At 58.1% G+C, this 22,216-nt stretch carries 27 protein-coding genes and 1 other RNA gene; 11 read left to right on the plus strand and 17 right to left on the minus strand.

Going from position 1 to position 22,216, the window contains the following annotated elements:
- Window positions 1-5 precede the first annotated feature (5 nt).
- The 3 genes from HMPREF1546_RS09890 to HMPREF1546_RS19635 form a co-directional block, all read right to left on the minus strand.
- Entirely contained in the window at window positions 6-644 is a 639-nt protein-coding gene (locus HMPREF1546_RS09890; protein ID WP_025544036.1) for a superoxide dismutase, read from the minus strand.
- 137 nt (window positions 645-781) lie between these two features.
- Window positions 782-1,189, minus strand: coding sequence for a NifB/NifX family molybdenum-iron cluster-binding protein (locus HMPREF1546_RS19630; RefSeq protein WP_021748393.1), 408 nt, complete (start codon window positions 1,187-1,189; stop codon window positions 782-784).
- Window positions 1,186-1,548 (minus strand): DUF134 domain-containing protein, encoded by a 363-nt coding sequence (locus tag HMPREF1546_RS19635; RefSeq protein ID WP_036629794.1) that lies wholly within the window; start codon window positions 1,546-1,548, stop codon window positions 1,186-1,188. Before HMPREF1546_RS19635 ends, HMPREF1546_RS19630 begins: the two co-directional genes overlap by 4 nt.
- A 144-nt stretch (window positions 1,549-1,692) precedes the next feature.
- Here HMPREF1546_RS19635 and HMPREF1546_RS09905 point away from each other — a divergent pair, with 144 nt between their 5' ends.
- The 5 genes from HMPREF1546_RS09905 to HMPREF1546_RS09925 are packed head-to-tail and all read left to right on the plus strand — an operon-like array spanning window position 1,693 to window position 3,835.
- Window positions 1,693-2,100 carry a hypothetical protein gene (locus HMPREF1546_RS09905; RefSeq protein ID WP_021748395.1) on the plus strand — a complete coding sequence of 136 codons (408 nt, stop codon included), beginning with the start codon at window positions 1,693-1,695 and terminating at the stop codon, window positions 2,098-2,100.
- 18 nt (window positions 2,101-2,118) lie between these two features.
- Window positions 2,119-2,529, plus strand: coding sequence for a hypothetical protein (locus HMPREF1546_RS09910; RefSeq protein ID WP_147629921.1), 411 nt, complete (start codon window positions 2,119-2,121; stop codon window positions 2,527-2,529).
- A gap of 18 nt (window positions 2,530-2,547) precedes the next feature.
- A complete protein-coding gene (locus HMPREF1546_RS09915) occupies window positions 2,548-2,967 on the plus strand; it encodes a hypothetical protein (protein WP_021748397.1) in 420 nt (139 codons plus the stop codon).
- Between the two features lie 18 nt (window positions 2,968-2,985).
- Window positions 2,986-3,366: a hypothetical protein gene (locus HMPREF1546_RS09920; RefSeq protein WP_021748398.1), complete on the plus strand. Its 381-nt coding sequence runs from the start codon at window positions 2,986-2,988 to the stop codon at window positions 3,364-3,366.
- A 49-nt stretch (window positions 3,367-3,415) separates the two neighbouring features.
- Complete coding sequence (locus HMPREF1546_RS09925) at window positions 3,416-3,835, plus strand: nuclear transport factor 2 family protein (RefSeq protein WP_021748399.1); 420 nt, start codon at window positions 3,416-3,418, stop codon at window positions 3,833-3,835.
- 68 nt (window positions 3,836-3,903) lie between these two features.
- Here the strand turns inward: HMPREF1546_RS09925 and HMPREF1546_RS09930 are convergent, their stop codons facing one another.
- From HMPREF1546_RS09930 to HMPREF1546_RS09975, 10 genes are all read right to left on the minus strand, one after another.
- Entirely contained in the window at window positions 3,904-5,631 is a 1,728-nt protein-coding gene (locus HMPREF1546_RS09930; RefSeq protein WP_021748400.1) for a phospho-sugar mutase, read from the minus strand.
- A gap of 46 nt (window positions 5,632-5,677) precedes the next feature.
- Window positions 5,678-5,986, minus strand: a complete 309-nt coding sequence (locus HMPREF1546_RS09935; protein ID WP_021748401.1) for a DUF2007 domain-containing protein — start codon at window positions 5,984-5,986, stop codon at window positions 5,678-5,680.
- A 13-nt stretch (window positions 5,987-5,999) separates the two neighbouring features.
- Entirely contained in the window at window positions 6,000-6,482 is a 483-nt protein-coding gene (gene rlmH / locus HMPREF1546_RS09940; protein WP_021748402.1) for a 23S rRNA (pseudouridine(1915)-N(3))-methyltransferase RlmH, read from the minus strand.
- Complete coding sequence (locus HMPREF1546_RS09945) at window positions 6,470-7,270, minus strand: MBL fold metallo-hydrolase (protein ID WP_036629796.1); 801 nt, start codon at window positions 7,268-7,270, stop codon at window positions 6,470-6,472. The genes rlmH and HMPREF1546_RS09945 overlap by 13 nt, the downstream gene beginning before the upstream one ends.
- Window positions 7,271-7,432: 162 nt before the next feature.
- The gene (locus tag HMPREF1546_RS09950; protein ID WP_036629797.1) at window positions 7,433-8,731 is read right to left on the minus strand and encodes a UDP-N-acetylglucosamine 1-carboxyvinyltransferase; all 1,299 of its coding nucleotides are present in this window, start codon (window positions 8,729-8,731) and stop codon (window positions 7,433-7,435) included.
- Window positions 8,732-9,059: 328 nt separating this feature from the next.
- Window positions 9,060-9,860: a hypothetical protein gene (locus HMPREF1546_RS09955; protein ID WP_021748406.1), complete on the minus strand. Its 801-nt coding sequence runs from the start codon at window positions 9,858-9,860 to the stop codon at window positions 9,060-9,062.
- A 47-nt stretch (window positions 9,861-9,907) separates the two neighbouring features.
- The gene (locus HMPREF1546_RS09960) at window positions 9,908-11,191 is read right to left on the minus strand and encodes a hypothetical protein (RefSeq protein ID WP_021748407.1); all 1,284 of its coding nucleotides are present in this window, start codon (window positions 11,189-11,191) and stop codon (window positions 9,908-9,910) included.
- Between the two features lie 39 nt (window positions 11,192-11,230).
- Window positions 11,231-13,027 (minus strand): ATP-binding protein, encoded by a 1,797-nt coding sequence (locus HMPREF1546_RS09965; protein WP_036629809.1) that lies wholly within the window; start codon window positions 13,025-13,027, stop codon window positions 11,231-11,233.
- A 38-nt stretch (window positions 13,028-13,065) separates the two neighbouring features.
- Entirely contained in the window at window positions 13,066-13,779 is a 714-nt protein-coding gene (locus HMPREF1546_RS09970; protein ID WP_021748409.1) for a response regulator, read from the minus strand.
- Window positions 13,780-13,793: 14 nt separating this feature from the next.
- The gene (locus tag HMPREF1546_RS09975; RefSeq protein WP_021748410.1) at window positions 13,794-14,342 is read right to left on the minus strand and encodes an NUDIX domain-containing protein; all 549 of its coding nucleotides are present in this window, start codon (window positions 14,340-14,342) and stop codon (window positions 13,794-13,796) included.
- A 149-nt stretch (window positions 14,343-14,491) separates the two neighbouring features.
- Between HMPREF1546_RS09975 and smpB the strand changes: the two genes are divergently transcribed.
- From smpB to HMPREF1546_RS10000, 6 genes are all read left to right on the plus strand, one after another.
- On the plus strand, window positions 14,492-14,965 hold the full coding sequence (gene smpB, locus HMPREF1546_RS09980; protein WP_025544045.1) for an SsrA-binding protein SmpB: 474 nt from the start codon (window positions 14,492-14,494) through the stop codon (window positions 14,963-14,965).
- 10 nt (window positions 14,966-14,975) lie between these two features.
- Complete coding sequence (locus tag HMPREF1546_RS09985; RefSeq protein WP_025544046.1) at window positions 14,976-15,497, plus strand: peptidylprolyl isomerase; 522 nt, start codon at window positions 14,976-14,978, stop codon at window positions 15,495-15,497.
- A gap of 15 nt (window positions 15,498-15,512) precedes the next feature.
- A complete protein-coding gene (locus HMPREF1546_RS09990) occupies window positions 15,513-16,271 on the plus strand; it encodes an SDR family oxidoreductase (protein ID WP_021748413.1) in 759 nt (252 codons plus the stop codon).
- 221 nt (window positions 16,272-16,492) lie between these two features.
- Window positions 16,493-16,856, plus strand: a transfer-messenger RNA (tmRNA) gene (gene ssrA / locus HMPREF1546_RS18370).
- A 144-nt stretch (window positions 16,857-17,000) separates the two neighbouring features.
- Window positions 17,001-18,356: a DUF4417 domain-containing protein gene (locus HMPREF1546_RS09995; protein WP_021748414.1), complete on the plus strand. Its 1,356-nt coding sequence runs from the start codon at window positions 17,001-17,003 to the stop codon at window positions 18,354-18,356.
- A gap of 594 nt (window positions 18,357-18,950) precedes the next feature.
- Window positions 18,951-19,592, plus strand: a complete 642-nt coding sequence (locus tag HMPREF1546_RS10000; protein WP_051320007.1) for a helix-turn-helix domain-containing protein — start codon at window positions 18,951-18,953, stop codon at window positions 19,590-19,592.
- Between the two features lie 229 nt (window positions 19,593-19,821).
- On the opposite strand, the gene HMPREF1546_RS10005 is transcribed toward HMPREF1546_RS10000, so the two are convergent.
- From HMPREF1546_RS10005 to HMPREF1546_RS10020, 4 genes are all read right to left on the minus strand, one after another.
- Entirely contained in the window at window positions 19,822-20,295 is a 474-nt protein-coding gene (locus HMPREF1546_RS10005; protein ID WP_021748416.1) for a site-specific integrase, read from the minus strand.
- Window positions 20,296-20,832 (minus strand): hypothetical protein, encoded by a 537-nt coding sequence (locus HMPREF1546_RS10010; protein WP_021748417.1) that lies wholly within the window; start codon window positions 20,830-20,832, stop codon window positions 20,296-20,298.
- A 50-nt stretch (window positions 20,833-20,882) separates the two neighbouring features.
- Window positions 20,883-21,365, minus strand: coding sequence for a hypothetical protein (locus HMPREF1546_RS10015; protein ID WP_147629922.1), 483 nt, complete (start codon window positions 21,363-21,365; stop codon window positions 20,883-20,885).
- A 135-nt stretch (window positions 21,366-21,500) separates the two neighbouring features.
- Entirely contained in the window at window positions 21,501-22,175 is a 675-nt protein-coding gene (locus tag HMPREF1546_RS10020; RefSeq protein ID WP_021748420.1) for a stalk domain-containing protein, read from the minus strand.
- Window positions 22,176-22,216 lie beyond the last annotated feature (41 nt).

Here is a 22,216-nt window from a genome sequence, read left to right on the forward strand (position 1 = left end):
TTCCATCAGGGCCGGGGCGGACGGCAGGCCAGGCAGCCGGTATAGAGCCGGGAGACCTCAGGCCAGTCCACCAGTCGCCACCAGGCTTCGAAGTAGTCCGCCCGGCGATTCTGGTATTGGAGATAGTAGGCGTGCTCCCATACGTCGCAACACAGCAAGGGGATCAGGGGCAGCGGTGTGTCCTGGTTTGCGGTCTTTTGGACAGCCAGGTGCCCCTCGCCGTCTGCGGATAGCCAGGCCCAGCCGGAGCCGAATTGCCCCAGGGCCGCCTTGCGCATGGCCTCCTTCAAACCTGCCATGCCGCCGAAGTCCCGTACCACAGCGCCCTCCAGCGCCGTGTCCGGGGCGGAGACCGGCAGGGGGTGGAGGGTGCGGAAATACAGGTCATGATTAAAGACGCCTCCGGCGTTGTTCCGAACGCCCTGTCGCAGGCCATCCGGCAGTTCCTCCCAGTTTAGGCACAGCTTCCAAAGCGGCCAGGACTGATAGGCGGGCGTCCGCTCCAGCAGCTGGTTCAGAGCGTCCACATAGGCGGCGAAGTGCTTGTCGTGATGGAAATACAGCACTTTTTCGATCAGCTCCGGCGCCAGCGCGTCATAGCCGTAGGGCAGGGGCGGCAGGGTGAAGGGATAATGCTGTTCCATGTATTGCTCCAAGGGGATCATCCTTTCCGGCGAAGTGTCAAAGTCCGCTGTTCCCATCCTATGCAGAAAGGGAATCCCATATTTCCAAAAGGTGCTGCACAAAAACCGGGAGGGCGTTTCGCCCTCCCGGTCCGGTCTCAGCAGTGGCCGCAGGTATGGCCGCTCTCGTGGTGGCCGCAGCCGTGGTCGCCGCAGGTGTGCTCCTCACCGTGGTGATGGTCGCAGGTGGCTGCATCGGCGCTGACCAGCGTGCCTGCCAGCAGTTCTGCCACCCGGGTGTCCGCGTCGCCCTGGCAGCCGGCGTACAGCCGGATACCTGCCTCCGCCAACGCCATCTGGGCCCCACCGCCGATGCCGCCGCAGATCAGGGCATCCACCTGACGGTCCTTCAAAAAGCCAGCCAGGGCCCCGTGTCCGCTGCCATTGGTATCCACCACCTGGGAGGAGGCTACGGTGCCGTTCTCCACATCATAGAGCTTGAACTGTGCCGTGTGGCCAAAGTGCTGGAACACCTGGCCGTTTTCATAGGTGACTGCGATTTTCATGAGGACGCTTCCTTTCCGTCTTGGGAGGCACACCGGCCGCAGGGCCTGCCGCAGCCCCGGCAACTTTCCTGGGGACAGAGGGCGTAGCTGCCGCCGCCGATCTGCAGTGGACGGCCCTCCACCAGAAAGACCGCCAGCTTCCGCCGGGCCTGGGCGTAGATCCGCTGGACTGTGGTCCGGGCCACCCCCATCTGGGCGGCGGCCTCCTCCTGGTTCAGGCCCAGGTAGTCCATCAGCCGCAGCGCCTCATACTCCTCCACCGTCAGCTCCACGGCCTCTCTGTGGGCAGGCCGTTCCGGGGAAAAGCGGCAGTGGGTCGGCATCTGGCAGACCCGGCGGCATTTGGCACTGCGCGGCATGGATGTCCCTCCCTTGTTTTGAACATATGTCCATTATATACGGTTTTGAACATATGTCAAGAATAACCTTGGGAAAATCTGCGTTCCGCCTTGACAGGTCTAGGGCGGTCCCCTTATGATGGAGCCGGAGAAGGGGCGGTTCTCTTGAAAAAGAAGTGGAAGATCCTGCTGGTGTGCGTGGTGGTTTTGGCTGGAATCGCCGCCTGGTGCCTCGTCCCCCGTTCCGCGGTGGGAGAGGACTTCAAAATCCACTATGTGGAAGCGTATTATGAATCGGAGTATTACGTGGCCGATGTCACGGACCAGGTGGGCCTGGAGGCCCTCAGTGACCTGCTGCGGGACGCAAAGCGCATGGGATACCACGTGGGATATGACGGCTGGAGTGGGATGCGGCATGTCACGATTCTGGGTATAGAGCGGGAAAGGCCGGTCAATATCTATCTGGATGAAGAAACCTATTTGGTGGATTATGGAGACTTCCTGGGAATGCACCCACTGTTGAACGGCGAAGAGTTACTGGAACAGGTTTGGACTCTGCTGCCGGAACCGTGACAGGGGAGGGATATGCCTGTGACAAGAAAATGGAAAATTTTGTTGGCGTGTGTTGTGATAGTGGCAGTAGCATGTGCTGCGGCGTGGTATCTCCTTCCCCGCCCCGCGGTAGGGGAGGACTACGAAGTCCAGTATATCAATGTGGGAGAGACGCTGGAGAATATTACCGGTCAGATAGACCAGAATACCTGTAACGCCCTCAATGACCTGCTTCGGCAAGCAGAGAGAAGGGGGTACCGCAGAAATGTCTTTCCAAGGCAGCTGCGGGAGGACACGGTGCAGATCATAGGCGTCGACAGCAATGGACCCTGGTTCTTTGAGCTGGACGGCGAAGCTTGCGTACTCTGCGACGGACAAAGGGGCGGCTACCCCATTATTGACGGCGAAGGGCTGCTGAAACAGGCCTGGGCCCTGCTGCCGGAGCCGTGACAGGGGAGGGATGCGCCTGTGAAAAGAAAATGGAAAATTTTGCTGGCGTGCGTTGTGGTAGTGGCAGCGGTGGCGGCCATGACTGTGGGAATCTGCGCACGGTATGTCCTGCACTACCCTGCGGTGGGAGGGGACTTTGAAATCAGCTTCATCAGAGCAGGGGAGACACTGGAGGACATCACGGAACAGATCGATCAGGATACTTTAGACGCCATCAAGGGACTGGTGCTGGGCGCGGAAAGAGGGGGGTACCGTGTTGGCTGCTCTCCATGGCTCGCGGAGAGCAGTGTGGAGATCAACGGGAGAGACAGTGAGGGGCTATGGCATATCTATCTGGACGAGGACACCGCCGTAATTTATGATGGTGACAGACAGTATCCCCTCATCAATGGCGAAGAACTCCTGGAACAGCTTTGGGCCCTGCTGCCGGAGCAGTGACAGGGGAGGGATGCGCCTGTGAAAAGAAAGTGGAGATTCCTGCTGTTGTGCGTTGCCGCCGTGGCAGCCCTGACTGGCTATTTCTTCCTGCTACCCGCCCCGGCAGTGGGAGAGGGCTTCCAGCTGCTGGAGGTCCGGCAGGACGGACGGGATTTGACGGCGTCGCTCCGGCCGGAGCAGCTGGCGGACCTGGAGGCTACAATGCGGGGGGCCTCCAGGTTCCGCTGGAAGAATCCCATTGGGGTATATCCTCTGGAAGCGGATACTGTCACGCTCCTGGGTGCCAATGGGGAATCCGTCATCCTGGTGGGCAGCCAGGGGCGATTCGCGGCGGACGACTATCCGATTCACGACGGGGAAGCTCTGCTGGCGGAGGTTCAGAACATCCTCGCATCCTAATTCATTTTGCTTATAGATAAGAGCAGATACAGCGGAAAGGAGCAATCAGATGGAACAGCGGGAAGCGGCCATCTGCCAATGGTTCGACATGTGGCTTACCAAGCGGGACACCGGCATCCGGGACCTTTTCGCCCCGGACGCGGTGTACATCGAGAGCTGGGGCCCGGAGTACCACGGCGCGGACAAGATCGCCTGGTGGTTCACCGAGTGGAATCGCCGGGGCACGGTGGAGCGGTGGGATATCCGCCAGTTCTTCCACAAGGGGGACCAGACGGTGGTGGAGTGGACCTTTGCCAACCGGATGGACGACGGCCGCCGGGAGGTGTTCGAGGGTATGACCCTGGTCCGCTGGACGGCAACGGGGCAGATCGCCCGTCTCCAGGAGTTCGGCTGCAACCTGGGCCGTTACGACCCCTACGCCCACGGCCCGGAGCCCCGGTTCCGGGACCAGCAGGCGGCCTGGTTCTGAAAGCCCAAAAAGCGGCGCCCGTTCCGAAAGGAACGGGCGCCGTTGTTTGGATACCAAGAAGGGACGTCTTATTTTTGCAGCGTCTTGACCCACTGGCCGTACTTCTCCAGATTGGCGTCACAGGCGGCAGAATCCGCGCCCTGGGTCAGAATATACACCTTGATCTTGGGCTCCGTACCGGAGGGCCGCACCAGAATGGTGGTGCCGTCCGCCAGCTCGAACCGCAGCACGTTGGAGCCGGAGAGCTCCATGGCGCTCTTCGCGCCGGTGGCGCAGTCCACCACGGACCCGTCGGTGTAGTCCTTCCGGGTGACGACTTTCACGCCGGAGATCTCCGCCGGGGGATTCTCCCGGAGATTCTTCATCAGCTGCGCCATATCCTTCAGACCGTCCAGGCCGGGCATCACCAGGTTGTAGGTCTTTTCGGCGTAGTGGCCGTACTTCTCGTATAGCCTCTCCAGGGCGTCGAACAGCGTCATGCCCTGGGCGGCGTACCAGGCGGCCATCTCCGTCAGCAGCATGGAGGCGGTGACGGCGTCCTTGTCCCGGACGTAGTCGCCCAGCATGTAGCCGTAGCTCTCCTCATAGGAGAAGATGACCTTTCCTTCGCCGGCGGCCTCCAGGGCGTTCTTCTTCTCCGCCATGAACTTGAAGCCGGTGAAGGTGTCGTAGCAGGTGACGCCGTTGGACTCAGCCACCTTCCGGGCCATCTCCGTGGTGACGATGGTCTTGAGGGCCACGGGCTTCTCCGGCATTTTGCCGGAGCGGCGCATGGCGCCGATGAGGTAGTCCAGCAGCAACACGCCGGTCTGATTTCCGGTGACGGGGCGGTACTCGCCGCTGTGGTCCCGGATCATGATGCCCACCCGGTCGCTGTCCGGGTCAGTGCCCAGGATGAAGTCCACGTCATTCTCCCGGGCCAGGTCGATGGCCAGATAGAAGCCCTCCGGGTTCTCCGGGTTGGGGGAGACCACGGTGGGGAAGTCGCCGTCGATCACCATCTGCTTGGGCTCACAGATCAGGTGCTTGATGCCCAGGGTCCGCAATGCCTCCGGCACCAGCTTGTAGCCGCAGCCGTGGAAGGGAGTGTACACCAGCTTGAAGGTGTCCGCCACCTTGGCCACGGTTTCCTTGTCGTTAATCATGGCAGTGACGTTGGCCATAAACTTTCGGTCCGTCTCCTCCCCCATGGTCTCAATGAGGCCGGCCTTCACCGCCTCGTCGAAGTCCATGCGCCGGATGCCATTGAAGACGTCGATCTGTTCCAGAGCAGCGGCGATGGCGTCGGCGTGGTGAGGGGGCAGCTGGGCGCCGTCCTCCCAGTAGACCTTGTAGCCATTGTACTCCTTCGGATTGTGGCTGGCGGTGACGTTGATGCCCGCCTGGCAGCGGTACTCCCGCACGGCGAAGCTCAGCTCCGGCGTGGGGCGGAGGGATTCAAAGATCCGGACATGGATACCGTTGGCGGCGCAGACCTCCGCCGCCGCCCGGGCGAACTCCATGGAGTGGTTCCGGCAGTCCATACAGATGGCCACGCCCCGGCGCTTGCCCTCCTCGCCCTCGGCGCAGATGACCTGGGCAAAGCCCTGGGTGGCCCAGCGGATCACATGGATGTTCATGTTGTGCAGGCCCACGGCCATGATGCCCCGCAGGCCGGCGGTGCCGAACTCCAGCGGGCCGTAGAACCGGCTCTCAATCTCCTTGGGGTCATTTCGGATGCTCTCCAGCTCCGCACGCTCCGCGTCGGACAGGGCAGGACTCGCCAGCCACTTTTCATATTCCTTCATAAAATCCATGCGAGAGATACCTCCTGTTGTGTAAATTGAGAACGGAGGCGGGACATCAGTCCTGCTCCGGGATTTCCGCGGGGGTGTCCAGCAGCGCCTGGGCCTCCTCCAGCTGGGAGGCGGGGACCCAAATCTCTACTCCCTGGGAGGCGAAGCCTCCCAGCACCTTGCCCAGGGACCCGTTCTGGAAGGCGGGGATGCCGCAGCTTTCCAAAAACGACACAGTGATGTCCGCCTGGCTGTCTAGCTCCCACTGGATGTCCAGCTTGGCGGCGGGTTCCGGTGCGCCTGCCTCGTCTTTCGGCCAGCGGTCCAGCAGGTCCCGGTCCGCCCGGGCCCAGAAGTCCTTTGCTGGTTCTGTCATAGTTCCACGTCCTTTACTTGTGATATTTGGTGCCTGCGTTGATCTGATACGCCCGGTAGATCTGTTCCAGCACCATCACCCGGGCCAGATGGTGGGGGAAGGTCATGGGAGACATGGAGAGCCGCAGCCTGGCCTCTGCTTTGATGGAGGGGTGCAGGCCAAAGGACCCGCCGATGAGAAACACCAGATGTCCCACGCCCTGGCTGGCCCAGGCAGCCATCTGCCGGGCCAGCGCCTCGCTGGACCGCGGCTCTCCCTCCACGCACAGAGCGATCAGGGCGGCGCCGGATGGGAGCTTGGCCCGGATGGCAGCAGCCTCCTTCAAAAGGGCCGCCTCGATCTGGGCGGGGGAGGGGTCCTCCGGCAGCCGCTCCTCCGGCAGTTCCACCAGCTCCAGCTTACAGAAGCGGGACAGCCGCTTGACGTACTCCGCCGCGGCGTCTATATAAAATTTCTCCTTCAGCTTCCCGACACACAGGATCGTCACCTTCTGCATACGGACCTCCTGCTCACGGTGTGAGCTGGGCCCAGGCAGTCCCTGGGAGCCACAGACAGCAGAGGCGAGACACCTGCGGCGGAGAGAGCCCGTTCTACGGCAGTTTGCGCCATGGCGGGCGTATTATTCTCCCGGCTCAGATGGGCCAGGATGATCTCTGATGTGCCGCTCTGCGCCAGAACGGCGGCAAAACGGGCGGCATCCTCATTGCTGAGATGGCCTTGTGCGCCCAGAATCCGCTGTTTCAAATAGTAGGGGTAGGGCCCGCTGCGGAGGGTCTCGATGTCGTGGTTGGCCTCCAGCACCGCCAGATCCACGCCCTCCAGAATGTCGGCAGCATCGTCGGTGACGTAGCCGGTATCCGTCAGGACACCGACGGCGCCGCCGGCGGCGTCCAGCCGGAAACCACAGGAACCGGGAGCGTCATGGGATGTGGGAAATGCCGTCACGGCAAACTCTCCGATAGACTGGGGGATGCCGAAGTCCAGCGCGTCCAGCCGTGTCTCTGCGCCGGGCAGCCGCCAGGACAGCTCCCGGGCGGCCCGCTCGGTGGTAAAAACCGGGGCGGCGCAGCGCTTGAGCAGCGTCTGCAGGCCGGAGATGTGGTCCGCGTGGGTGTGCGTGATGAGAATGGCCGTGAGGCTTCCGAGCTCCAGGCCCAGCTCCCGCAAAGCGGCAGTGATGCGGCGGCAGGAAATGCCCGCATCCAGCAGAATATAGCTCTCCCCGCAGGAGAGCAGCAGCGCGTTCCCGGAGGAACCGCTTGCCAGCGTATGTACGGTGGTCAAAAAACATACCTCTTCCGGTGAAAAGTAAGACGTCCACAAGGGAGGCCGTCGACGAAAGTCGCCATCCTCCATCGCGGACGTAAAATCGCTCGATCTATGGAAATGTCTTGATTGTATAACCCCGCGGCAGCGGGGGAAACCTAGAGAAGCCTGTACCCCGTTTCAGCCAATGTGGGCCTCCAGCTCCTCGGACTCACCGGGGACCTCCACGGTACGGATGGAAGCGCCAAGGCCCTGGAGCTTGGTGACGATATCCTCATAGCCCCGCTCGATATACTGTACGCAGCTGATCTCGCTCTCGCCCTTGGCAGCCAGGGCAGCGATCACCAATGCCGCGCCGGCCCGCAGATCGCAGGCCTGGATGGGCGCACCGGTGAGATGGTCCACGCCCTCCACCACAGCGGTCTTGTCGTCTACCTGGATGCTGGCGCCCATGCGCTTGAGCTCATCCACATAGCGGTAGCGGTTGTTCCAGACGCTCTCCGTCACCAGGGAAGTGCCCTCCGCCAGGCAGAGGACGGTGGTGATCTGGGGCTGCATATCTGTGGGGAAGCCCGGATAGGGCATGGTTTTCACATTGGCCTTCTGCAAGGGGCCGCTGCGGCGGACCAGAAGGGTGTCCTCCCGCTCCTCTACCTCCACGCCCATCTCCACCAGCTTGGCGGTGATGCAATCCATGTGCTTGGGGATGATATTCTTCACCAGGATCTGGCCGCCGGTGGCAGCCACGGCGGCCATATAGGTGCCTGCCTCAATCTGGTCGGGAATGATGGCGTAGCTGCCGCCCCGCAGGCGGTCCACGCCCTGAATTTTAATGGTGTCCGTGCCGGCACCCCGGATGTTGGCGCCCATCGAGTTGAGGAAGTTGGCCAGGTCCACGATATGGGGCTCCTTGGCAGCGTTCTCGATGACGGTGTTGCCTTCCGCCCGGACGGCGGCCATCATGATATTCATGGTAGCGCCCACGGAGACCACATCCAAATAGATGTTGGCGCCCTTGAGGCGGCCGGTCTCCGTGGAAGCGTTGATGAAGCCGCCCTCCACCATGACCTTGGCGCCAAGCGCGGTAAAGCCCTTCACGTGTTGGTCGATGGGGCGCACCCCGAAGTTGCAGCCGCCGGGCATGGCAACCTCCGCCTGGCCGAAGCGGCCCAGGAGAGAACCAATCAGATAATAGGAGGCCCGCATCTTCCGGGCCAACTCATAGGAGGTTCGGGTGGAGCGGATGCGGCTGGCGTCGATCTCCACTGTATGGCGGTTGATGACGCGGATGCCGGCACCCAAATGCTCCAGAATCTTCAGGGACAGCGTCACATCGGAGATCTGGGGGATATTTTCGATCCGGCAGACCCCGTCCACCAGCAGAGCGGCGGGAATGATGGCAACGGCGGCGTTTTTGGCGCCGCTGATCTCTACTTCACCAAACAGGGGATGACCACCCTGTACAATATACTTTGTCAAAGTCGATACCCTCTCTTCAAAAGGCGCTTTCTTTTGTGGCGGCACCTGTAATTTCTATGAAACAGTGTGCCCGGCCCGTGCCGCTTCATACCCGCTAAAGACCTGCGAAACCGGAGAAATTTTCCGGATGGGGAAGCTCACACACCCAAACTATACCATATCCCCGCGCAAAATGCAAACCCTTCCTGCGAGCCGGACGGGTTCCGCGTCAAAATTCGTCAAAATTCCAAAGCCGCCGACGGCTGAAAACAGCCGCTTCAGGCCGAATCGCGGCGCACAGGCGGAGAAATTTGGAAACAAATTATCTGCCCGGCAGGGCTCCAGTTACTCAGCCGGAGGAGACCGCGCCGGTGTAGCAGTTGACATAATAATCAGCCGTATCCGTAGAAACGCACCAGGCGGGCACCAGGGCCATAGGAGTGGCTGTGGTGCTCTGCAGCTCATAACAGAGGTACAGGTCCGTCACGGCAGTGACCACCGCGCCGCTCTGAACGGTGCCGAGGAAGGCATTGAGGGCATCCAGAGCGGACAGGGCACCGTTCCCATTGGCGGTCTGTCCCGCCTGGGGCAGGTGGGTACCGCTGACGGAGGCCACCCGCCCGCCGGAGATGGAGAAGGAGACGGTGCAGTTGACCACCGGGGCCCCGTCGTAGGTCTGGACCGCGGAGGCGCTGCCGTCCTCCCCATCCAGGGAGAAGGCGAGGGCTTCGTAGTGGAACGCACGGCAGAAGGCCCGGCACAGGGCGTCCGCTGTCTCGCCGCTCTGTTCGATCACCACGTCAAAGGTGCCGTCGGACCGGAAGACAGCGCTGCCGTTTTCGCTTTGATAGGTGGTGACGCCGCCGCCACCATCAGACATGACCAGCTCATCTCCCAGGAGAAAGCCGGCCAGCTTCTCATCCTCGTCCGGGTCCCTGGACAAGGTCAGGCCGGCGGGCGGTGTGGCGCCGGGGATAATGCCGTCATCCAGAGAGACACCCTCCGCCGCGAACAGCTGCACCATCTGCTGACGGGCCTCTGCCTGGGCGGAATAGCCGGTGGTCAGCCGTACTCCCAGCAGGCCCAGGAGGCAGAGATTCATCAGAGCCAGGATCAGAATGATGATGTTTTTCAGACGGAAGCTCTCCATCCGTCGGACCTCCTTTCCACCGCCGGAGCGGCTTGTATCCGCTGCACTCAGTCCGCCAGCCAGCTGGCGGATACCGAGTCTCCGCCGCCGTCGGCATAGCCCACAGACAGCTCTGTGCCGGGATGCTCCGCTGCAATGGCCAGCGTCTGCCGCAGCGGCAGCAGGAGCGACGTCTCCCCGGCGGTGCTGTACTGCCGGAACCGCAGGGTGAGGCGGGTGACGCTGGTGCCGGAGAGCGTGATCTCGGCGGCGTGTCCGCCGTCAGAGAAGCGAATGGGGACACCATCGATCTGATATCCGAACAGAAGCTGGGTGGTGTCCCCGCCCTGACTGACGGACTCCAGATACAGCCTTGCCTCGCCGGAGCGGTCCTCTGTCAGCTGTTCCAGCAGGATACTGGCACCCAGCACGGCTTCCGCCGCAGTGGGGACCTCCTCCTGTGCGGAGATCTCCAGCGTAGCATCTGTTCCGCTGCGGTAGGTGATCTCCCCGGAGGGACGGATGTGAAGGGAGCGATCGGCTTCGACCTCGGTGATGACCTCCGTGCCGTCGGCCTCCGCATAGCGCTCCCGCGTGTTGATGTTGAAGCCGAAAGCCGCCAGCAGCCAGTCCGTGCCGGAGATGGATGAAGCGGCAGAGAGGACCGGCAGCTGCGGTAACTCCGTCGGCAGGATGGAGAGGGGAAACAGCTTGCCGTATAGCGGCTCCATCTCCACAACCTCAAAGGCGAAGGAGACGCTTCCCATGCCGGACTGGCTCACTGCCTCTGTAAGAGAATCTATGGAGAGGGCGGTGGAGGCGACGGTGCCGGTGAGGACGGTATCAGCACCGTCCCATACATAGAGATGGACGGAGCCGTCCGCCCCTGCGGCCAGCAGCAGACAGCGGGCATTTCCCTCCAACGCGGTGCCCTCTGCACCGGTGAGCTCGGCAAGCACCTGGAGGGGCAGGGGATTCAAAAAATCAAAATAGATGGAAGGGCCCGAGAGGGCACCCCGAAAGGCATCCGTTGTAGAAGGAGCAAGGTGCTGGACGGAGCCCAGAGCCTCCCGCAGGCCCAGGGCGGAGAAGCCGTCACTGTTGGTAGTGAAGCCCAGGCTGCCATACCGGCCGTAGGAGTCCGTGAGGACCACCCGTACCGGAGCGGGAAACTCCCGCAGCCGGGAGGGTGAGCCCTCGCCGGTCAGCCGCTCCAGATAGAGCGGGTCCTCCGACGTGCCCAGATTGTACAGCTGCAGCTGGGCGAACAGGAGCACCGCCGAGACGGACAGAAGCGCGATGGCGATGTTCTGGATGAGGTTGCGGCGCCTGCGCCGGGCCGTTTGATCCATGGGCAGCCTCCTTTCAGCGGTTTTGCGGATGTGACTTTCTCAGATGGGGTTGGAGGGCCCGCCGATGGGCAGCGTCAGCCGGATGGTGGTGCCGGGGCCCTCGTGGGGCGCCAGGGCGATGGTGCCGTGGTGGCGCTGGACGATCTCCCTGGCGATGGAGAGACCCAGGCCCGTGCCGCCGGACTCCCGGGAACGGGCCTTGTCCACCCGATAAAAGCGGTCGAAGATCCGGTCCCGATCCTTCTCTGGGATGCCGATGCCGTCATCGCAGACCTCCATCCAGACCTCCGCCTCTGTGGAGCCGGCGGTGATGGCGATGTGCCCGCCGTCGGGCGTATATTTGACGGCATTGCCGATGACGTTCATCATCACCTGCTCCAGCCGGCTCCGGTCCCCCACGATCAAGGGCAGGCTCTCCGGCGGAGTATAGGTCAGCGTGTGCCCGTGCTGCTTGGCGGCCAGGGCATTGGCACGGGTGACGCTCTCAATGGCGTCCCCGAAAGGAAAGCGGGAGAGCACCAGCTCCGCATTGCCCGCATCCAGGCGGCTGAGGGTCAGCAGATCCTGAACAATGTGGGTCATGCGGTCCGTCTCCGTGATGATGATGTCCAGAAAGCTGTTGGAGGTCTCCACAGGGATGTCCCCCTCCGCGTCCCGCAGGGTCTCGGCATAGCTGCGGACGTTGGTGAGGGGGGTGCGCAGCTCGTGGGAGACATTGGCCACGAACTCCTTGCGCCGCTCCTCGTTGCGGTGCTGCTCCGTCACGTCATGAAGCACCACCAGCACGCCGCCGCTGGCCTGGTCGGAAAACGGCGCCAAAAACAGCTCCAGCGTCCGGTCCCCCACCTCCATCTCCGCCTCGGCGTAGTTGGGTCTTTGGAGGGCCAGGGTCTCCTGGAAGGGATAGACCTGACCGAAGAGGGTATCGTAGGTAGTGCCCTCCGGCACACTGCGATGGAGCATATTGGTGGCGGCGGGATTGCAGTGGATAAGGAGGCTGTCGTGGTCAAAGGCCACCACGCCGTCGGTCATGTGGAGGAACAGGGTGTCCAGCTTGTTCCGCTCGTTCTCCACGGCGGCCAGCGTGGCTTGAAGGACATCAGCCATCTCGTTGAAGGTGCCCGTGAGGATGCCGATCTCGTCAGTGGACTCCACGGGGAGCTGGCTGTCAAAGTCTCCCGCGGCCACCCGCTCTGCCCCGGCGGTGAGCTTTTCGATGGGGCCCACCATGGTCTTGGACAGCAGGAAGCTCAACAGGACAGAGATCAGCAGGCCGATCACCAGCGCCTGCATGATGATGAGGAAGAGCTGGGAGTTCAGGTCCGTCACTGTGTCCTTGTTGTCCAGGATGTAAATGATGTAGGCGTTTCCGCCCCCCATGATGGGGATGGCTGCGTCCATATAGTCGGCGGTGATGTCGCTGCGGTCTCCCACCAGGGTGCTGTCGCCCTGAGCCACGGCATTCCGGGCGGTCAGCAGGTTGGCGGTCTGCTCCCGGGGGAGCTCTGACGCCTCTGCAGACCCGTCCAGGTAGGTGCCGCTCTGCCCATCCAGGATGAAGTAGTTCCGGGTGCGGTAGTCGATGCCCAGGGAGCCGGCCCGGCCCTCCAGCATCTCCTTGATGCCGGCGGCGCCGTCCGGTTCGGCCGCCCGGGCCCGGAGGGTGGAGACATAGCCGTCGCTGTCGTCGCTGAACACGGCGCTGATCTGCTCGTAAAAGGTGTCGATATAGAAGCTGGAGACGCTGGTGGTCAGGAACGCACCTACCACCGCCATCAGCGAGGTGATGAGCAGCAGCAGAATCAGCATCAGCTTCATGTGCAGGCTGCGGAACACGGCGAACACCTTCTTTCCTTAGAGAATGGGGGGCGGAGTCATTTCACGGAGAAGTAGTAGCCGGCGCCCCGGCGGGTGAGGATGAAGACAGGATTGGCGGGGTCGGCCTCGATCTTCTCCCGCAGGCGCCGGACCGTCACGTCCACGGTCCGCACGTCGTCGCCCACATAGCCGTAGTTCCACACCTGCTCCATCAGGTCGATGCGGGAGTAGACCTTGTTGGGATGGCTGGCCAGAAAGGTCAGCAGCTCATACTCCCGCTGGGTCAGGTCGATGGCCTTACCGGCCCGGAAGACCTGGTGGCTGTCGGTATTGATAGACAAATCCCCGGACACGGGCATGGCGGAGGCCGCGGCAGAGGCGGCAGCCGGCGGCGTCATGGTGGTCCGCCGGATGTTGGCTCCCACCCGGGCCACCAGCTCCCGCATAGAGAAGGGCTTGGTGATATAGTCGTCGGCACCGATCTCCAACCCCAGGACCTTGTCCGCCTCCTCCTCCCGGGCGGTGAGGATGATGACGGGAACGCTGCTGCCCTGGTCCCGCAGGGCGCGGCACACGTCAAAGCCGTTTTTCTTGGGCAGCATTACATCCAGCAGGATCAGGTCCGGATTGGCGGATACCGCCTGAGCCAGGCCGTCCTCTCCGTCATAGGCCTCCAGCGTCTGATAGCCCGCCCGCTGGAGATTGAACCGCAGGATGTCCACGATATTCTTCTCGTCCTCCACGATCAGGACGGTTTTCGGATCGCTCATGGCAGAGTCTCCTCTCAAAGATTCAGAAGCACTTTTGCCTTCAGCACGGCGGCGATGGTCTTGCTGTCCTCGATCTCCCCGTCCATGACGCGGTGGACCATCTCATTGAAGGGAATGCGCTCCACATTCAAGAATTCATCCTCGTCCAACTGCTGGGACTCCATGTGCAGGCCCTTTGCCAGGAAGAGGTACAGCCGCTCACTGAGACAGCCGGGGGAGGGCAGGGTCACGCCCATGGGCAGGAAGGTGTCCGGCACGGCACCGGTCTCCTCCTTCAGCTCCCGCAGGGCACCGGCCACCGGGTCCTCGCCCGGCTCCAGCTTTCCGGCGGGGATCTCCAGCAGCGTCTTTCCGATCACATAGCGGTACTGGGTGACGGTGAGCACATTGTTCCGGTCGTCCAGGGCCAGAATGGCCACGCCGTCCACATGCTCTACTACCTCGCGGAAAGAGGTCCTGCCGTTCGGCAGCTGCACCTGGTCCACGTGCAGGCTCAGGAAGCTTCCCTGGTACTTTTCCTCCCGGCTGAGGGTCTTCTCCGTCAGATCCGCAGTCTGATTCATATAGCATTCCACCTTGTGTCTATTTTTTGTATATTCAGGACATACTCAATCACTTTATTATAGCATATCCTCCAGAAAAAGCCAACTGTGACTTTCTCTTGAAGATGCGGGGAAAATATGGTATTATAATAAAACCTTCCAGGAAAGAGGTGAGCCCCACGGAGAAGAAGGGAATCAAGATCGCGGCCCAGAACCGCAAGGCCTTCCACGACTACTTCGTGGAGGACCGGTACGAGGCGGGCATCGAGCTTGCGGGCACGGAGGTCAAGTCCATCCGGGCCGGAACGCTGAATTTGAAGGACGCCTACTGTACGGTAAAGGATGGGGAGCTGTTCGTCCATGGGATGCACATCTCCCCCTATGAGAAGGGCAACATCTTCAACCGGGACCCGGTGCGCTCCCGGCGGTTGCTGATGCACAAACGAGAGATCCGCAAGCTCCATGCCCTGGTGAAGCAGGACGGCTATGCCCTGGTGCCCCTGTCCGTCTATTTTAAGGATTCCCGGGTGAAGCTGGAGATCGGCCTGTGCCGGGGCAAGAAGAACTATGACAAGCGGGCGGCTGCCTCCCAGCGGGACGCCAAGCGGGAGATTGACCGCACCCTAAAAGAAAGGAATCGATGATATGTCTGACATGACGAACCCTATTGTCACCATCACCATGGAAAACGGCGCTGTGATGACCGGCGAGCTATACCCCGCCAAGGCTCCCAACACGGTGGCCAACTTCATCTCCCTGGCAAACAAGGGCTTTTATGACGGCCTGGTCTTCCACCGGGTCATCCCCGGCTTCATGATCCAGGGCGGCTGCCCCGACGGCAACGGCATGGGCGGCCCCGGCTATGACATCCGGGGCGAGTTCTCCGGCAACGGCTTTGCCCAGAACGACCTGAAGCACACCACCGGCGTGCTGTCCATGGCCCGGGCCATGCATCCGGACTCCGCCGGCAGCCAGTTCTTCATCATGGTGGCCCCGGCGCCCCATCTGGACGGGCAGTACGCCGCCTTCGGCCAGGTGACCGGAAACGTGGAGGAGGCCATCCGCATCTCGGAGGTCCCCACCGACTGGAACGACAAGCCCAAGACACCGGTGGTCATTCAGAGCATTCGGGTGGACACCCAGGGCGTGGACTATCCGGAGCCTGAAAAGCGCTGAGAGGGGGAGAGCCCAATGAAGACGGCCATCATCACCGGCGCGTCCTCCGGTCTGGGACGGGAGTTTGCCCGCCAGCTGACGGACATATTCCCGGAGATTGAGTGCTGCTGGCTCATTGCCCGCCGGGAGGACCGGCTGGAGGAGATCGCCCGGGAGATGGTGGGGGTGGAGACGGTCTGCCTTCCCTTGGACCTGTGCGATTCCATGTCCTTTACCACCCTGCAGGAAAAACTGGCGGCGGAGAAACCGGAGGTGGCGATCCTCATCAACAACGCCGGCTGCGGTTACCTGGGCCGGATGGGGGAGACGGAGACCGCTGTCCAGACCCGGATGGTAGATCTGAACGTCAGGGCCATGACGGCGATGACGAACCTGGTCATTCCCTATATGCCGGCGGGGGGACGCATCCTCAACACGTCTTCCATCGCATCCTTCTGCCCCACGCCCCGGATGACGGTGTACGGCGCTAGCAAGGCGTATGTGTCCTCCTTCACTGTGGGCCTCAGTGAAGAGCTGAAGCGAAGGGACATTACCGTTACGGCGGTGTGCCCCGGCCCCATGAAAACGGAGTTCCTGGACGTGGGCAGCATCACTGGCCGTTCCCCGGCCTTTGAGTACCTGCCTTACTGCGACCAGGTGCGGGTAGCGGCGGGCGCGCTGCGGGCCGCCAAGGCGGGCAGGACTATGTACACGCCGCGGCTGTTCTACAAATTCTACCGGCTGCTGGCCAAGGTCACGCCAGTGAAGATGATGGTAAAATTTACCAAAACGTGAAATGTCATGGAATTGTAACACATTCCGACAGCGGGATGTGTTACAATCTCCATTGGTATCCTGCCAGATATCCCAGAAAGGCCCCCGGCATGGAGATGCGAATCGCAGGCTCCCATCACAAACCAGCGAAGCGTTTGTGATGGGAAGTGGAGGGACAACGGAGCATTGCGAGCTCTCGGTGCAGCCGGGAGCGGGTAGAGCACAGTCTGTCCCGACGACAGGGGGGTGTACCGGTTTCGACGGGGGTATGGAGGCGGGACCAGCGGGCGGCGGCGCCTGACCGCCATAAAACGGGCAATTTATAAATCAAATAACAACAGACAAGTTGCTATTGCTGCCTAATTAAAGGCGGCCGTCTGAACCGGAGTGGCCACAGGCCGGGGAAGGCGTCGTTGATGTGGCGTCCGTGCGGCGGGGAAGAGTTGCCCCGCCCACGCATGATGACTCTCACCTGACCGGACGGCGTGACGGCTTGCCGTCCGGAAGGGGAACAGGGAGAAAGACTCCCGCAATAACCGTCTGCGCCCGGAGAAAGTCCCGTTAAAGTGCTTTCGGACAGGGGTTCAACTCCCCTCACCTCCACCATCGGAGTATCCTTTGGGGTACTCCGATTTTTTATTGCCAATTTGTAAATTTTCTCATGTTGTTGCACAGGAATGTGCAACTTTTGTTGTTTGGGAACCTGTATGCAGAAGGACTTGTTCCTTACTACATACAGGAGGGCTATCTATGACCGAAGAAAATTACAACTACCGAACCAGTCAGAAACTGCTTCGCAACCAGTTTCCCGGCAAAGGAAAGTTAAAAATCCCCATCATTCCTAAGTTCCAAGAAAGTCCCGGAGACTTCGATGATCTTTTGTTGATCGGTTTTGACAAAACCCATTTGGAGGACCAGAATCACCTAGACCGCATGGTACACTTCTTCCTATATGACTATCGCTTTGAGAGGGTCTGGAAGAACCCGGACAATGACATTGAAAAACTCTCCCGCTACCGCGCGGTGCTGTCGCCGGATTTCAGTATGTACCTGGAGATGGCGCCTGTTATGCAACTTTACAATGTATTTCGTAATCGCTGGTGCGGCGCTTACTGGGCATCCAAAGGGCTCCGGGTCATTCCGACTGTCAACTGGGGAGATGAATCCACGTTTGATTTCTGCTTTGAAGGGATTGAAAAAGGAAGCGTTGTTGCTGTCTCCACTTATATGGCCTCAGAGCATGACAACCGCTGCGACCAGAAAGAATGGTTCATGGCAGGATACAACGAGATGCTGCGGCGCATTGAGCCGGAAAAAATTATCTGTTATAATACACCGTTTCCCGAAATGCAGGGCAACATTATCCATGTGGATTACGAACGCAGTTCTTGGCGGTATATGAACTATGAACGAAGTTTCCATCGTGAAGATTTGGATGCCTTTAAAATTGGCGGCACATCCAGTAATAATCGTGATACAATAGAGCCGTACCTAATTGGAAAAGGTGGAGGAAGCGTCTACGGCGGAGAAATCAAACCGTCAAAACCAGAGGATGAGCGATTCTGGGGTGAGCCGGGCGAAACAAAATATACCTATACAGCAAAAGGTGAGCTTATTGAAACGCTGATTGGTCCTGACGGAAAAGCATATTTGGAAATTCACCATACAAACCATGGTTTCCCCAAGTATCATGAAGTTCCACACCAACATAGCATCATATGGGATCAGTCAGGCTTTCACTTCGGCAAAGAACAGACTACCAAGTGCTTTTTATACGGGAGGGACACCAACATGGCAACATGGGTCGGCACAAACAGCCTTGAAGATAATAGGTTTAAAACAATCAGTGATTTCAAGCAGTGTATGCGGCGCGGTGGCGAAGTCCAGTTCGAGTGGAATGGCATGCTGTACTGCTGCTTTGGCTGTATTTCTCCTGCGGCAGATGCAGCGCCTAAAATGGTGATTTGTCAGGCTGGCTCTGTGGAAGTAAACACTCGTACTGAGAAATGGTGTGATACTGCCGACGAAATTCTGGAGTATATGGTTGGTGGTGATCGTCTGCGTGATGTAATCACGCAAGTGAAAGTGTGGGAGCGTACAATTTAAGATGAAGCCTTTTGCCGACTGCTTACAAACCATTGGTATTACTGGATTTTTCCAAGTCCTATAATTACACTCGGACCAAACTAAAGCTGCACCAGCCTCTGGCTGGTGCAGCTTTAGTTTGGGAGCAAAGACGGGGCGGGATCAACAGGACAGCGCACCGCAGTGCGCAAAAAACATTCGGGGGGAATGTTTTTTAGTCCGCGGGTAGATTTCCGCTACCTTCACCAAGTTGAAAGCTACATTTTAGTCTATGGAAAAAGGCTGAGACGTAGCTTTTCTTTCATACAGATTTATTAATAAAAACCTCCATGTTATACTGCTCATGAGCACACGAGTAGAAAACATAGAGATTTTGTGATGTCTGGAAATGTCATTGAGATACCGCGAAGTAAAAATCTCGTACCTATTTGGATTCATCAGCTTAAAGTAGCCGCTTATTGCTGGGTCAACATCAGCCATGAGGAACAGTAAACCCGTTTTTGATTTCATTTAAATACAATTTTCTGTTTGTACAGCCTATGGACAGAATTGTCCATTTACTTTTCGTTTTTATCCATGTATCTTAACATCAGAGAGAAAAAGGAGGCGCTCTATGTGAAAACTACTGGAGAAAAAATCAAGTCCCTTCGTATTGCTCTGGGGTTAAGTCAAGAACAGCTGAGTGAGACTATTGATGTTGCGCATAAGTCAATTTATCGTTACGAAACAGGAAAATCCTTGCCCGATACGACTACCCTGGTGAAATTAGCAACTTATTTTGATGTTTCGACAGACTATTTGCTTGGATTATCCGGTTTAAAAAATCAGAGCAAAGAAGAATACGGAAAGATTCGTCAATCTGGAAAGTATAACGAAATATATAAGCACTACCTTCAGAGCAGAGAGTTACATGATTTTAATAACAATGAGACATACTTTTGGATCTTTTCAACACGGCAGGATGGGGAGATTATATATGGCGGACAGACCGAGTGGTGTGGCTGGACAGACGAAACTAAAACAGTTGAGATTCGAAAGCTGAGGCCAGTTATTCCCGAGATTGCATATAAATGGTGCTGTCAGCTTTATTCCAAACCAATGATTATATCCAGTGAATACGATGCAGCGGTCTTTCGCATTTTTGGAGGGCAGGCTATTATCAGTCAAGAAATCTGCGATACATATTTTCCGGAATTGGTAGAGTTTCAAGGTCCTAACCCTCAATATAATCTCGACACCCTGGAACCCCCTTTTTAAATTTGGAATTTCCGTCTCCGAAAAAATATCAACAATAAATATCGGTTTTAACCGTCCTCTGCAGTCCCACGTCCTTTGTTTTTCAAGGGATGTGGGATTTTTTTACTCTCTCAACGATTTGCTCCGGGCATCATAGGTGATGTTGAAGTCTTTACTAACGTTTCCTTTACCGCTGTGTGCAATGATTTTACACGTAAATTGCACACGGAAGTGCACACGAAAAACCGGCTCAATCGTCCGGCATGAGGCTTTCAATATAGTTCTCTGTTTTCTGGTCGTACTCCGCTTCTTTCTCTTTGATGGTGTGTTGATACGTCGTTTTCAGCATATTGTTTGTGGCGTGTCCCATGCGCTTCATGGAGTATTTGTCCGGAACACCAACGGCCAGCATAGCGGAGGCATTGACGTGGCGGAGGTCGTGGAAACGGAAGTGTGGGACACCGCTTTTCTCGCAGATGCGGGAGAACCCGGAGTAGATAGATTTCCCGGTCATGTTGACAATGCGGTCTCCGCTGCGGGGCTGCCGGTCCAGCAGTTCCCGGATGTAGGCCGGGATATGGAGCGGTCTCGTCCCGCTGTATGTTTTTGTGCCTTTTTGGGTGGGGCCATCCTCTCCCAAAACGATTGCCCGACGGATTTTCAGAGTGTCGCCATCAATGTCCCGCCATTCCAGACCTAGTATCTCAGACTGCCGGAGGCCCAATCAGACCGCCAGCATGATCGGCAGCTCGTACTTTGTGCCCCTGCATCCCTTCAGTATGGCCCGTATCTCTGATGGGATTTGTATTTCCGCTTTGACTTTACTTGGCAGCGTGGTCCGCAGCGTCACGGAGGGCCTGTACTCTTTCAGGACGGCGCTCAACAGGCCGTGGGCGTTCGCCACCGTCTTTGGGGAGTGGTCTTTCGCCAGCTGATTCACCCACCGCTGAATCTTTTCCTGCGTGAGATCGTTCAATTGGACACCGATGATGTCCTCCATGCGCTTTTTCGTGCGCTTGTAACCCAGGACGGTGGACGGGGACAGGATAGAGGATTTGCTTTCGATGTAACGGTCTACAGCGGCGCCAACGGTCATTTTCCATGGGGATCTGTTTTCCTCCATGATCTTTGTTTTCAGACCAGCGGCCCAGTATTCTGCCTCCTCCTTTGTGGGGAAGGTGCGCCCTACTCGTTTCCCGTCTACCAGCACCTGAATGCGCCAGTTTCCGGACGGGAGCTTCTTCGGCTCCGGCAGTCTCATAAATACACCTCCTAAGAGTACGCTGTAAGGAGAGACCTGACGGCGGTTTTTTATTGGGCGAGAAGGGCTTCTGCTTTTTGCGTATAAACGCCGAAGCAGGCAGAAACGGCTTCATCGCTGTACTCGACAATCGGATTTTCGGTAGTGGCTGTCTCGATGTTTAGATTGACAATTGTGGGAGTTTCTCCGTCCCCCCAGTAACATTGCACACGCCCGTTCGCCATTTCACCAGTGGAGAGATTCGCCGAGTAAGAATAGTAACCGCCAAGACCCCAGGACTGCCAATCTTCAAACTCATAATCTTCGGCATACTTACAATATCCGATCCACTCGACGGAATACCCAAGGGGGAAGTACCCAGCAGCTTCCAGATAATCGTCCATATAGGAAGCAACATCTTCGCATAGCTCGGTTTTTGCCTGCTCCTGATCGATTCTCAAATATGCATCTTCCAAGGTAGAAGGATTTTCATAGGACATAGAAGACACGAAGACAAAAAATGCAATTCCAAAGAATACCAATAAACCAATCAAACATCCAGGCTTCTTTTTTGGTTTTGCTGGGGTTCTGTCCTTCCATCCGCATTTTGGACACGAGTTTGAATTTCCAATCTCTTTCCCACAGTTTGGGCAATACATAACGGCCTCCCACTTTGTGCGTTGTCTGTTTTAGATAAATCCTTTTTCTTGCAAATCAGACTCGTTTAACAGAATTTTCCCGTTTTCAACTTTTACTTGAATTCCGTCATAGGTTCCAGATTTGGGATTGCTCATGAAATTGTTGGGGATGGAAGGCATGCAATACTGGAGAATTTCAATATCGGAAACTTGCGCAGATGCAGATTGACCCGACATGATTTTTTCAATTCCAATTTTGGATGCAACCTTATTTAAGGCGCTGATTTCAACCCATTTTTCAACCGCTTCAACTTCTGTATTGGCATTTACGCCATCAACGTATTCCTGCTCCGGTGTTTTTCCTTCTGAAATATCAACATGAGAAATAATGTTTTCATTAGAAGAAGATGCTCCAGAGGTCTGTCCCGAAGTATCATTGCTGCTCAGCACAACTGTATTTGTCTTTCCGTCCCAGGAAACGGAAAGGCCAAGTGCCTCTGCAAGAGCGCGAACCGGGAGATAGTTGGTTCCGCCAAACATGAATGGCTCCACAGAATTCCCCTGCGCATCTTTCAAATCCAGTTTCTTCCCGTCCAGAGTTACGCTGATATTTTTGTACTCCAACTCTCTTGTCACTGTTCCAACAGTTGCATAAGCAGTTCCGACCAAAGAAACGAGCAACAACATAGTGACCATTCCGGCAATAAAACTCTTCTTGTTTTTCATTTCTCTTCCTCCTAAAATGACCGCCTATTGGCGGTTTTTTC

The organism is Oscillibacter sp. KLE 1745 (assembly GCF_000469445.2).
Lineage (GTDB): Bacteria > Bacillota > Clostridia > Oscillospirales > Oscillospiraceae > Oscillibacter > Oscillibacter welbionis.